Source organism: Eubacterium maltosivorans, from assembly GCF_002441855.2.
Classification (GTDB): domain Bacteria; phylum Bacillota; class Clostridia; order Eubacteriales; family Eubacteriaceae; genus Eubacterium; species Eubacterium maltosivorans.
Window position 1 is genome coordinate 2,210,647 of the sequence record NZ_CP029487.1, and the last position, 12,183, is coordinate 2,222,829.

Here is a 12,183-nt window from a genome sequence, read left to right on the forward strand (position 1 = left end):
TCCAGGCGCGAAAAACAGCAATATTTTGCCGCCGGAGGCTTCTTGGATTGACCTTTGCTTTTCTTCTGTCTTATAATAATAACAGAAAATATAAAGGAGTATTGCCATGTCCACACAAACCGATCTTTTAAAAATACTGGAGGAAAACCGGGGTGAGCCCGTGTCCGGAGAAGCGCTGGCAGAAAGGCTGAGCCTTTCCCGGAGTGCTGTCTGGAAGGCTGTCAAAGGACTCCGAGATAAGGGCTACCAGATCGAGTCCAAAACCCGGCAGGGCTATACGCTGCGCAAAAGCAACGACATTCTCTCCGCTGCCTCCATCGCGCCGTGGCTGAAGGACCCGTCGCAGGCAGACCGCCTGGAGGTCTACCCTTCCCTTGACTCAACCAACAGTTTTGGTAAAGAGCGGGCCCTGGCCGGCGCGCCCGATGGCACGGTCATCATCGCTGAGTCCCAGACTGGCGGACGCGGGCGCATGGGACGCACCTTTTTTTCGCCCGGCGGCTCCGGCATTTATTTAAGCATTATCCTGCGGCCCGGCACCGCCATCAGCCAGTCCCTTTTCATCACCATCGCGGCCAGCGTGCTGATCCGCCAGGCCATCGCGGACGTCACTGGCCTGGAGCCTGAGATCAAATGGGTCAACGACCTTTATATAAAGGATAAAAAAATCTGCGGTATTCTCACCGAGGCCGCCGCCGACTTTGAAACCGGCAATATTGACTACATTGTCCTCGGCGCCGGCATTAATTTTACCGAGCCAAAGCAGGGCTTTCCTGAGGAGCTCCGGTCTGTGGCGGGCGCGCTCTTTAAGGCAGCCCCGGACGGCCAGCTCAGGAGCCGCCTGGCCGCCGGGCTGGTCAACAGCCTGAGCCGTCTCACCTGTATTCCCGATCCCGGCGCTGTCATGGCCGATTACAGGAAGCACTCCATGGTGATCGGAAAGCCAGTCACTATCCTGAGCGGCAGGGAAACCCTGGAGGGGGTCGTCAGCGACATCAATGACGCGGGGCACCTGATCCTGAAAAAAGACGATGGAACCTTTCAGTCCATCGTCTCTGGCGAGGTCAGCCTACGACTGCGATAATTTCAGGGAGCCGGATGTTTTCTGCCGCTCCTTTCCATTTTTCTTCTGATTAAAGTTCAGCAGCATGGCTGAGCTGATGATGACCGCCACCGATCCCACATTGTGGACCAGCGCGCCGGCCACCGGTCCCATGATCCCGGTCATGGCCAGCACAACGGCCACGGCGTTGAGGGCCTGGGACAGAAAAATATTGACGCGGATCGTCTGCATGGTTTTTCTGGAAAGGGCCGTCAGATAGGGCACTTTCATCAGATCGTCCCCCACGAGCACTGTGTCGGCAGCGTCCATGGCGATATCTGAGCCAATATCGCCCATGGCCAGGCCCACATCGGCGGTCTTCAGAGCTGGCGCGTCGTTGATGCCATCGCCGATCATGCAGATCTTCTCCTGACCCTTCCGCTGGAGCCTTTTGATGACGTCGATCTTATCCTCTGGCAGGCAGTCAGCCTCAACGGTGTCAATGCCGGCCTGCTCTGCCATATAAAGGGCAGCGGCCCGGTGGTCGCCGGTGATGAGCGCAGTTTTAAGCCCCTGCACCCTCAGTTTCTCAACCATTTTCGGCGCGTTATTGCGCAGCGTATCGGCCAGCACCGCGTAGCCCGCTGCCTTTCCGTCCACAGCGATATAAATAAGGGTGCCACCCTCTCTCAGGTATTTTTTTGCTGATTTCTCAAGCCCTTTTGTCACAGAAACGCCCATGGCGTCAAACAGCTTTCGGTTTCCGGCCGCAATTTCATGCCCCTCCACCACTGCGTGAACGCCCTTGCCAGGCAGCATCGCAAATTCCGACGGCTCTGGCAGCGGTTCCTTTTGCCCCTCAGCATAATAGGCTGAGACTGCTTTGCCAAGAGGATGCTCCGAGCGGGCTTCAGCAGCGGCAGTCCATTTAAGCAGCGCGTCCCTTTCCCATGCCTGCTCACACTCAAAGGCCCGAACGCAGGGCTTTCCGTAGGTGATGGTGCCGGTTTTGTCAAAGGCAACGCGGCCCACAGACGCAAGCCGCTCCAGCGCATCGCCAGACCGGATCAGGATCCCATTTTTGGCCGCGTTGCCGATCCCTGCCATGATGGCTGTGGGCGTGGCCAGCACCAGCGCGCAGGGACAGAATACTACCAGAATCGTGACTGCGCGGGTCAGCTCACCGGTGACCAGTCCGGTGACAACGGCAGCGGTCAGCGCCAGCACCACAATGACAGTGGCCCATCGGTCTGCCAGGTGCGATATGGGGGCGCGGCCCGCGTCAGCGGACTCAACCAGACGGATCATCCGTTTCAGGGAGCTGTCCTCAGCTGCCTTGGTCACCTGGATATCCACGGCGCCAAACTGGTTCATGGTGCCGCAGAATACCGCGTCGCCCTTTTCCTTATCGACCGGCAGGGATTCTCCGGTCATCAGGGATTGGTCCACCGCCGTATCTCCGCTGAGCACGATACCGTCTACGGGTATTTTCTCTCCGGGCAGCACACGCACTGTCTCACCTACTGCCACGTCCTCCACATCAACGGTGGCTTCCTGCCCATCCCGCATTACGCGGGCTTTTTCCGGCGTCAGGTCCACCAGACGCTCGATGCCCTTCCGGGCTTTATTCACGGTTCTTTCCTCTAAATAACCGCCAAGGGTCATGATTACTGCGATCTCGCCCGCTGCGAAAACCTCGCCGATGGCCACTGAGGCAATGATCGCGATGGAGACCAGCACATCCGCCCGGATGTCAAATTCCTTTATCACCGCAGCTACCGCGCCGATGATGATCGGCAGACCGCATAAAACAACAGCAATCCACGATAAATTAACGCCCAGACGGCCGCCCGCCACAAAGTGGATTCCCAACGCCAGCGCTGAGATGACCATGGCCGCAGCCGTTCTTTTTTCCTCATCCTTAAGCCAGTTCATCATGATTTCCTCCTTATCTACTCTATACCCCTATAGGGTATATTTATTCTTTAAAAAAGTCAAGCGGAAATCAAAAATTTACCTTTCGTTTTTTTCGGTGCGGCGCGTTTCAGACCGTACCCAAAAACAACCCGTATCGCGGCGATACGGGTTGAACCTTACGGCTTCTCTTTTGTCTCTCTCTTTTTCAGCCACCGGAACAGCAGTACGGTCATGGCGATGGTCAGAAGGGCCGAGGGCAGGCCCACGACAATGACAAAGGTCTGGAGGGCGTTGATGCCGCCGCCGAGCTTGAGCACAGCCACGCCGAGAATGGCGATGGCGATGGACCAGGACAGGCGGTTCCAGCGGGCCGGCTGGCTGATGTCCGTCATCTCCTTTGACGCGATGCAGCCCATGGTAAAGGCGCAGGAATCCACACAGGTGGCCAGGAAAACAAAGTAAAGGAGGATCACACCCACGATGATCACATTTTTAAAGGGCAGCTGGTCCAGCATGGCCAGCACTGCGTAATTGCTCCCCTGTTCGGCGTTGATCTTTGCCAGATCCACCATGCCGCTGTGCTGCAGCTTGAGGGCATAATTTCCCAGCACGCAGAAAATCGCCATGGTTCCGGCCGAGCCGGCGCCCATGATGCCGAAAACCAGTTCGCGGACGGTCCGTCCCTTGGACACTCTGGCGATAAAAATGGCCATGAAGGGCACTGAGGCCACCCACCAGCTCCAGTAAAAAACCGTCCAGTCCTGGGCAAAGGTTCCGCCGCCGAACACATCACTGTAGCTGTTCATGCGGAGGAAATTGCTGAGCAGGGTGCCGAATTCCTCGACCGAGGCGGCCAGAATATAGCGGGCGCCGCTGGCAAAAAAGATAAACAGAATGACGCCGATGAGCAGATACATGTTAATATCGCTGAGAATCTTGATGCCTTTGTCAAGCCCACGGTAGACGCTGATGGAGAAAATGAACATCCAGACCACCAGCACTGCCACCTGAAGCTCTGTGGTGTCCGGCAGCCCGGTAATCTTACAGATGAGCACAGAGAGCAGGGGCACCCCCAGGCCGAGGGCCGGCGCAAAGGTGCAGAAAGTCGCAAAAATCGTCACAATGTCAATGGCTTTGCCCGGAACGCCTTTCGCGGCTTTCTCACCGATCAGGTCGGTCATCACGCCGGATATTTTCAGGTTTCTGCGCTTCAGCACCAGAAAATAATAGGAGACCACCAGGCCGGACAGGGCGTAAAAGGACCAGGCCACAGGCCCCCAGTGAAACAGGCCGTAGGGAATGGCAATGTTAAAGGCCTCGAGGGAGTAGGGCTCGTAGCCGAAGGGCGGCGACGCGATGTAATTTAACGGCTCGCACACGGACCAGAGGATGGCGGAGGAGCCAATGGCCGAGAAGAAAATCATGGCCAGCCAGCTGTAAAAGCTGTAGGCTGGCTTCTCCCCCTCGCCGCCGAGGCGGATTCTGCCGTACCGGCTGCAGCCCACCACAATACAGACAATGAACACCCCCAGACCGAAAAGCAGGAAAAACCAGTCGAATTTTGTGATGACAAAGTTCCTGAGCACACCAGACACCGAGAGCGCCTGCTCCGGAAAGGCCAGGCAGGCCGCAGATACCAGGAGCATGAGCAGCAGCGCGCCGAAAAAAATGGTTTTATCAATGGGGATTTTGTTTTTTTGCGGGTCCATATTCCACTTCCGTTTCTTAAATTCAAAAACAAAGACGGGCTTGCCTGCAGCGCGCCCGTCTATGCTGTTTACTTGATTAAATATTTTTCAATAACTTTCATCTGTTCCGGTGTTTTTTCCGGTTCCTGGTAGGCAGCCAGGCGTTCAGCTACCTTTTCGGATGCCTTTTCTTTAACGGATTTTTTATCCTCTGTCTGCCAGGTGTTGTAGTCTACCTTCACAAACAGATCCGGCACATAGTGCTCGTTGCGGTATTCCTTGGGGGTACGGCCAGACATGAAGTTGCCTCTCGGGCCCACCTTGCTGATCTCTTTAGTATAATCTTTATTGTAGTCAATGGCAATCCCCTGGGTCATACGTTTCAGCATTTTAATGAGCTGCTCGTCTGCCACATATTTTTCCAGAGAGCTGACATTAAAGCCGCTGAGCATCCCACAGCTGAAGAAGATCAGGTCTGTGCCGCTCAGAGTGCCGCTCATCAGGTTGAGGGTGGATTCGACCCCTGCCTGGTAGTCAACATCAATGGCGTCGTTGAGGGCGCCGGAGGTTCTGAACGGCATTCTGTAATACTTGGCCATGGCGGCGCTCGCCAGGGAGATAAGGGCTGTTTCGGTATTGCCCAGCGCCATGGATACGGCTCTCAGGTTTGTGGAAGTGGAGGTGCTGCCGTAGAAAATCGGCAGACCGGGCTTGATGAGCTGGATAAGCACGGTAACGGCCAGCAGCTCTGCGTTGTTCTGGATAATGGTGCCCAGAATGGAGGCCGGGCTTGTGAGGACCGGCAGGGAGCAGGTTGCCAGCTGCATGGGCTGATTGAGCTCGCAGTAGGCAAACATGGCGTCCAGGCTGTCCTTGACCCATGCCAGCGGTGAGATCGGGCTGATACAGCCGACGGCCACATATTTGTCGTGGACATCCACGAAATCCTGGATCATTTTAACCACATTGGTGGCAACCGTACCGGAATCGTGCAGCTTGGTTGCCAGGGCTGTCAGCGAAATCGGCAGAGTTGTGTAGTTTAACAGGGCAGCGGCCATGTTGTAGGAGCGGTCTTCTCTCGGGACGTCATAGGTATCGCAGAGCAGAAGATGGGTCATGTCGATGCAGTCGCTGGTCTGTACCAACTTGCAGATATCGACGTAATCGTGCATTTCGGCAAAGCGGAACTCGCCGTTTTCCATGACGTACGGCGGGCTGCCGGCTGTGGCCATGGTAAGGCTTCCCCCGCCCATGTGGTAGTTTGTGCCGTCTGGGCGCAGAATATCAAATTCCTGGCTGACGGTGGACAGGCCCTTGGCAATGAGCTCATCGGTAAAATGAACGGTGTAGCCGTCCACTGTAGCGCCGTGTTTTTTGAAAATTTCAACCGCGCGGTCATCCTCGAACACGCAGCCGGTTTCCTTCAGTAATTTTGCGGATTGTTCATGAATAAATTCAACATCCTTAGCCTGTAAAAACAGTTTTTCAAGTTCCATATGTTATTCTCTCCTTCAGGTTCCCTAGTTGTTTTCTTAATTTATGCCTGTGTTTCTTCAGCGGGTTCTTCGATTGAGAGCCCCTTTTTCTTATTGTAGACCAGTACCAGCAGCGCGCAGCCCATGGACAGGATAGCGCTGACGCCCAGGGCAATAAAGATGTAGGTATAGGCCTGGTTGCCGTAAGCGTCCAGCCATTTACCGGCGATCGGTGATACGAACATGTCTGGCAGGAAGCCGATCAGTGACAGAATACCAGAGGCAGAGCCAAAGATGGCTGCCGGAACCTTAGTTTCTGTGAACAGTGAGGACTCAACCCCGTATGCCCCACTTAAGAAGAAGGACAGGATCATGATCAGGATAATGGCCGGAATCATAAAGCCTGCGGTCTGCGGCGCCAGAACAATGACAAAGAGGCACACAGCCGTAATGGCCATACACAGCAGAATGGTTTTGGCCGGCGATTTGATCTTCGTCGCGAGGGCACCGATGATCGGTGATGAAAAGAGCGAGGTACCGTACATACGGATATTGCCCATGAGCGCTGCCATGGCGACGCTGGCGCCGAATACGGCCTGTACATAAGGCACTGTATAGCTGAGTGAGGTATAAACTGTGTAGGTGAAGAACATACACAGGGTTGTCAGCCATACACCAGGATGTTTGACAGCTGCCACCAGCTCAGATAAGTCGAATTTTTTCTTGGTTTTGATGATTTCGCCTTCAAACTTCGGAATCAGGAAGAAGGAAGCCAGGGCAAAGGCGATGTTTAAGAACGCGTAGAACATGAGTACCATGTTAAAGCCGGAAGCCGGATCTGCAAAGAGGTCGAAAATCCACATGGAGATAAAGTTGACCACTAAGCCGAGAACCCCGACGATCCCGTAGCTGATGCCAATGTTTCTGGAATAGGTGTTGTCTGTGCTGACCAGACGGATGCCCTTATAGCGGACGCCCCAGTAAATAAAGGTCGTGCAGACCCCCATGAGTAAAAAGATCACCTTCAGGGTCTCATAGCTTGGCAGTGTCGCGTACCAGAATGTTAAAATTGCAGAAAGTCCAAAGCCGGCAGTCGCCAGGTATTTGACGCGAATTTTGTCTGCCAGAATACCGCCGGGCAGGTAAGAAATCATGGCCGTTGTGCCATAAAGGCCGTAGAGCACACCAAGTTGTTCGTTTGAGAGCGCGAGACTCTGTAAAACCGGTTCATAGAAGACATACCGGATCAGGAATGTCAGATAAACCACTACTGCACCGGAGCTGATAATACCGATTACCGCGTTCCGGGTAAAGCCGCTGATGCTTTCGTTTGTTACTTCGTTTTTATTCATTTTTCCCCTCCATAAAAACTGATAACACTTGGGTCCGGACCATGTGTCATATACAAGTATGCTACAACTATAACACGTGCAACGGTTTCTGTCAATAGAATTTGGTCAAAAAATATATAACAGATGATATAACTGTATATATCAACAGCATGCCATTCCATAAATCCCGCCGAAGGCTTTTCTGGTTTTGTGGCAAATTGCCGCTGTTCGCAGATTAAAAACACCTTCTCTCATGCAAAAACGACAACCTTCGGAAGTCGTTCTTGAAATCGAGCCAGGTGTTCTTTTAATCTTCGGACAGCTCTGGATTGTAGTAAAGCCTTCGGCTCTGCTTTGAATCAGGCAGTCATCGGATGTTCTCTTAACCCGAGGACTGCTCTTTCTCTCTTAGCCCATTGCCGCTTACGTTAAAGCTTTTTCACAACCCAAAAAAAGGGTATCGCGGCGATACCCTTTCGCTTTAATATTTCATTTTTAACTGCATTTCCTCGCAAGGCACATAGGTCTCCGACACTCCGACGAGCTGGCCGTTCTCGGTGCGGTAGGTCTGCTTGAACTCAAAGACGCCGTCGTCAGCGTCGATGAACAGCGTGTCCCGGACCGGGGCGTTGTCGGTCATGAGGGTGATCTCAAGCTCCTTGTAAATGTCGTAATTGCCCAGCACCAGGTTCAGCGAATCCATGAGCCGCTCCGGATTTCGGACCGGCGAGGCGCTCCGGACATTGTGGATAATATACTTGACGTCCAGACCAATGGGCATGTCCCGGTTGTAGAGAATCCGCACTGCCCGCAGGCAGCGGGTCCTGGGCGGCACGTCCAGGCCAAAGCGCTCTCGCAGGGCCGCGCCGCTCACCTCCTCGATTTTATCAAGGCGGATGTCGGTCAGATGGTCGATGCTTTTGATCTCGTGGAAAATCATGGTGTAGGTTTTATGGTTGCTCGAGCTCACAAAGAACCCCTTGCGGTCCACCACGTACACATAGCCGCGCTCCTCCAGAATGGCCAGGCTCTTTTTTACTGTGACCGGCGTGGTCGTGTAGATTTTTGAGAACTCCCGCAGCGAGGGGAGCTGTTCCTCAGGCTTGTACTCGCCCTTTTCAATTTTGGCCTGAATATCGTTCAGAATAAATTCATAGGTCTTCACAGCGCACCTCTACACTCTGGAATTGCCGCGGAGGCGGCACAGGTCGCTCTCCACATACAGTTTGCCATAGCCAATGGGAATATCGTCGGAATCATACAGCTTCTGCTCAAAGAGCATCATAAATTTCTGCTTTTTCCGGGGCTCCCCGGTCATTTCCTCGAAAAAGGCGCCGATCTCCGCGTCGGTCATCACCCCGGTCACAAAAATCTCCTCCCAGTAGCCGAAGCCATAATTCTCGCCAAAAATAATGCTGACCATATCGCGGTAGCTGAAGCTGTCCTCCTTGATGTTCATGCCCGGAAAATAGGGAATATACTTCTCATCCAGGGCCACAGGCCGCTCCCCTTGGAACAGCATGGAGCGGATGCAGACAATCTTTGTCTTGGGGGCCACCTGAAGATGGTAGACCAGCTCGATGGTGGGCGCCATGATTTTGGCGTGGATGAGCTTGGCATGGCTGTAGCCCCCGCGGATGATCTCGTCAATTTTAAAGCCCACCTCAAATTTGTTCAGGGAGTACTCCCGCACATAGGTCCCCTTGCCCGGGGACGACATCAGGTACCCCTCGCCCACGAGCACCTCGATGGCTTTGCGGATGGTCATGCGGCTGACGCCGTACTCCTCGCAGAGGCTGTTCTCCGACGGCAGCAGGTCGCCGGGCTGATAGATATTGCTGAGGATTTTGATCTTAATGGAATCGGCAATGTTGAGGTATTTGACTTCATTTTTGCTCATCTTTTAACCATCCCTGACAGATTTCCACCCCTTTGATGGCCGATTTGGTGTAGGCGTCCGCGCCCACGAAATCGCTGACGGTTTTGTTGGCCACACAGCCGCCGATGATGATCTTGACCTGGTCCCGCATGCCCGCCTCCACAAAGGCGTCCACCACCTCCTTGACCGAGGGGATGCAGTCTGTGAGCACAGCACTCAGGCCGATGATCTCACACTTGTACTTTTTGGCTGCCTCCACAAAATCCTGGGCCTTGACGTCCACACCCAGGTCTCTGACGATGAACCCGCCAGCCTGCATGGCGCCCTTGAAAATAGACTTGCCGATGTCGTGGATATCGCCCTCGACGGTTCCCAGAAGCATGGTCTTTCCAAACTCCCCGGCCTCGATGCTATCGTAAATATCACACATGTTGGTGTACTCCAGCACATTTTCAAAAATAATGCCCACCACCATAAGGTCCGCAATGGAGTACTCGCCGGTCTCATAGCGCAGGCCAACCTTTTCCAGCCCCTTATTGAGGGCCATCCAGATATCTTTAGGCGGTGTTCCTGCCGCCACACAGCGTTTCACAATCTTCAGAACCTTTTCTTCATCCAGCTCCTCGATGGCATTGATCAACATTTCTAACATAATGCTCTCTCCAATTTATTTATCCGTTTATATAAATTTAAAATAATGAATCTCGGTCGACAAAGCAGTCTCGCTCAGTGGATCGTTGATAGTTGATAGTGGGTCGTTCAGGTGCAAATCTGTCTGTAGCAGATTTGATTGGATGCGGCCTTCGGCCGCTGTTTAACTCGCTTGAGCCAAAGCGAAAGCGTCCCAAAATTATCAACTATCAACTGTCAACGATCCACTATTCACGCAGCCGTTTGCCCATTGTCGACTCCCCGGCCTAAGAGAAAGGACAAGATGCAAGGCGTGTGCGTTTTTAAATGAAGGCGCATATTCATAATATGTAACTGAATTTAAAAACGCTCACAACACAGCAGCTTGTTCTTTGTCGACGGCCGGACGACCGCTGTAGTATACTTGTCTAGCCAAATTATATCACAGATCCCACAAAAATAGCTTTACTTTTTTTAACACTTCGGATAATAATTTAAAATTGACGGATGCCGGGGCAAATGGTAATATATCTTAGGAATTAACCCCATTTTTTGAACAAAACAATTGACGGAGGGCATTTATGCATATTCGACCAAAACCCTGGGCCCGGCCCGAGCTCTTATCTTGCGGCTTTTTTATCCCGGAAGCCACTGAACTGCGGGGGCACTGGCAGGAGGCTTTTGAGCGCAGGGCGCCGCTGCACCTGGAGCTGGGGTGCGGCAAGGGTACTTTTATCGCCGCTCTGGGCAGACGGCATCCGGAGATCAACTATCTGGCAGTGGACATGATCGACGCGGTGCTGGGGCTGTCCAAGCGCAATGTGGAGCAGGCCTACGCGCCTGAAGCGGTGGACAATGTCCGTCTGACCGCCTGGGACATTGCCCGCATTGGGGAGATGCTCTCGCCGGAGGATGTGGTAGAGCGCATCTACATTAACTTCTGCAACCCCTGGCCCAAGCGCCGTTACCAGAAAAAGCGGCTGACCCACCCCCGCCAGCTGGAGCAGTATAAAAAATTCATGGCCCCCGGGGCGCAGATCCACTTTAAGACCGATGACGACCCTCTGTTTGAGGCGTCGCTGAAATACTTTGAGGCCTCGGGCTTCCAGGTGTCCACGCTGATCCGGGACCTGCACGCGTCCGATGAATACCCGGGCAACATCGTGACCGAGCACGAGCGGATGTTTGCAGACCAGGGCATCAAGATCAAACTGGCAATCGCGGAAAAGAGTTGATGGTGAATCGTTGATAGTGGATAGTTAAGGTGCAAATGCGCTTTGCGCATTTGATTTTTCGCTTTTGCCAAAGGCAAAAGGGTTCTAAAACTATCAACCATCAACTATCAATTATCAACTTAAATCGCCACTTTTTAAGGATTCGACACCATTTTAATTTATTTAACAATATTATTTGCGAGGAGACAAACTTGAGAACAATTTTATGGTTTATCCATTTCTGGCTGTATCAGCTGGCTCTTTTGCCCAGCCGTTTTAAGGCACGCAGGCTCGCAAAGGCGGGCGACATGGCCGGGCACGACGCGCTGGTGCGCCGAAAGGTCGGCCCCTGGGCCAGGAGCATGATCCGCACTGCCGGGGGCACCGTGCGCGTGGAGGGGCTTGAGCATATGCCCGAGGGGCCTGCGGTCTATGTTTCCAACCACCGCAGCTACTTTGATATTCCCCTGGTTCTGGGCTATCTGGGCGACGACACCAAGCCGCTGGTGGCCAAAAAGGAAATCGGCAAAATCCCCCTGATCCGAGCGTGGATGGAGGAGCTGCACTGTGTGTTCCTGAACCGGGACAACCCGCGCGAAGCCATCAAGAACATCAAGGAAGCCGAGCATTGGGTGGCTGAGGGCTACTCCATGGTCGTCTTTCCAGAGGGTACCCGCACGAAGGATGGGTATCTGGGTGAATTTAAGGCCGGGGCGTTTAAAATCGCCCAGAACAACAAGGTGCCTGTGGTTCCCTTCTGCATGAAAGACACAGACAAGCTCATGGGGCGCAACACCCTGTGGATTCATCCGGCCGAGGTGGCCATCCGGGTGCTGCCGCCCATCGACACTGAAGGCTACGCCCGGGCCGACTGGAAGAATCTGCCAAAACTGGCTGAAGAAAAGGTGCGCGAGGGGCTTACGGCCATGAACGCTGAGGGGTTTCATTAAAAAAGCGGCCTGCGGCCGCACCCAATCAAATTCGCACCGCGAATTTGCACCAGAACC

Annotated in this window: 10 protein-coding genes; 3 read left to right on the forward strand and 7 right to left on the reverse strand. The window is 53.7% G+C overall.

From position 1 onward, the window contains the following. Positions 1 to 106 precede the first annotated feature (106 nt). Positions 107 to 1,084, forward strand: a complete 978-nt coding sequence (locus CPZ25_RS10660; protein ID WP_058693380.1) for a biotin--[acetyl-CoA-carboxylase] ligase — start codon at positions 107 to 109, stop codon at positions 1,082 to 1,084. Here CPZ25_RS10660 and CPZ25_RS10665 read toward each other — a convergent pair. The 7 genes from CPZ25_RS10665 to CPZ25_RS10695 form a co-directional block, all read right to left on the reverse strand. Next, positions 1,070 to 2,980 (reverse strand): heavy metal translocating P-type ATPase, encoded by a 1,911-nt coding sequence (locus tag CPZ25_RS10665; protein ID WP_096918642.1) that lies wholly within the window; start codon positions 2,978 to 2,980, stop codon positions 1,070 to 1,072. The two genes, CPZ25_RS10660 and CPZ25_RS10665, sit on opposite strands and share 15 nt — an antisense overlap. 155 nt (positions 2,981 to 3,135) lie before the next feature. Further along, entirely contained in the window at positions 3,136 to 4,668 is a 1,533-nt protein-coding gene (locus CPZ25_RS10670) for a BCCT family transporter (protein WP_096918641.1), read from the reverse strand. Positions 4,669 to 4,736: 68 nt separating this feature from the next. Further along, positions 4,737 to 6,143 (reverse strand): trimethylamine methyltransferase family protein, encoded by a 1,407-nt coding sequence (locus CPZ25_RS10675; RefSeq protein ID WP_058693377.1) that lies wholly within the window; start codon positions 6,141 to 6,143, stop codon positions 4,737 to 4,739. 41 nt (positions 6,144 to 6,184) lie between these two features. Next, the gene (locus CPZ25_RS10680) at positions 6,185 to 7,474 is read right to left on the reverse strand and encodes an MFS transporter (RefSeq protein ID WP_096918640.1); all 1,290 of its coding nucleotides are present in this window, start codon (positions 7,472 to 7,474) and stop codon (positions 6,185 to 6,187) included. Between the two features lie 460 nt (positions 7,475 to 7,934). Next, complete coding sequence (locus tag CPZ25_RS10685; RefSeq protein WP_096918638.1) at positions 7,935 to 8,618, reverse strand: GntR family transcriptional regulator; 684 nt, start codon at positions 8,616 to 8,618, stop codon at positions 7,935 to 7,937. A gap of 9 nt (positions 8,619 to 8,627) precedes the next feature. Continuing rightward, positions 8,628 to 9,353 carry a GntR family transcriptional regulator gene (locus CPZ25_RS10690; RefSeq protein WP_074617959.1) on the reverse strand — a complete coding sequence of 242 codons (726 nt, stop codon included), beginning with the start codon at positions 9,351 to 9,353 and terminating at the stop codon, positions 8,628 to 8,630. Further along, entirely contained in the window at positions 9,340 to 9,984 is a 645-nt protein-coding gene (locus tag CPZ25_RS10695; RefSeq protein ID WP_096918637.1) for a cobalamin B12-binding domain-containing protein, read from the reverse strand. Before CPZ25_RS10695 ends, CPZ25_RS10690 begins: the two co-directional genes overlap by 14 nt. A 559-nt stretch (positions 9,985 to 10,543) precedes the next feature. On the opposite strand from CPZ25_RS10695, the gene trmB reads away from it, so the two are divergent. After that, positions 10,544 to 11,197, forward strand: coding sequence for a tRNA (guanosine(46)-N7)-methyltransferase TrmB (gene trmB / locus CPZ25_RS10700; RefSeq protein ID WP_096918636.1), 654 nt, complete (start codon positions 10,544 to 10,546; stop codon positions 11,195 to 11,197). Positions 11,198 to 11,388: 191 nt separating this feature from the next. Next, a complete protein-coding gene (locus CPZ25_RS10705) occupies positions 11,389 to 12,126 on the forward strand; it encodes a lysophospholipid acyltransferase family protein (RefSeq protein ID WP_096918635.1) in 738 nt (245 codons plus the stop codon). Positions 12,127 to 12,183: the final 57 nt, after the last annotated feature.

Coding starts and splice junctions, on each gene's coding strand:
- CPZ25_RS10660 (WP_058693380.1), top strand. CDS start 107: ATGTCCACACAAACCGATCTTTTAAAAATACTGGAGGAAAACCGGGGT.
- CPZ25_RS10665 (WP_096918642.1), bottom strand. CDS start 2,980: ATGATGAACTGGCTTAAGGATGAGGAAAAAAGAACGGCTGCGGCCATG.
- CPZ25_RS10670 (WP_096918641.1), bottom strand. CDS start 4,668: ATGGACCCGCAAAAAAACAAAATCCCCATTGATAAAACCATTTTTTTC.
- CPZ25_RS10675 (WP_058693377.1), bottom strand. CDS start 6,143: ATGGAACTTGAAAAACTGTTTTTACAGGCTAAGGATGTTGAATTTATT.
- CPZ25_RS10680 (WP_096918640.1), bottom strand. CDS start 7,474: ATGAATAAAAACGAAGTAACAAACGAAAGCATCAGCGGCTTTACCCGG.
- CPZ25_RS10690 (WP_074617959.1), bottom strand. CDS start 9,353: ATGAGCAAAAATGAAGTCAAATACCTCAACATTGCCGATTCCATTAAG.
- CPZ25_RS10695 (WP_096918637.1), bottom strand. CDS start 9,984: ATGTTAGAAATGTTGATCAATGCCATCGAGGAGCTGGATGAAGAAAAG.
- trmB (WP_096918636.1), top strand. CDS start 10,544: ATGCATATTCGACCAAAACCCTGGGCCCGGCCCGAGCTCTTATCTTGC.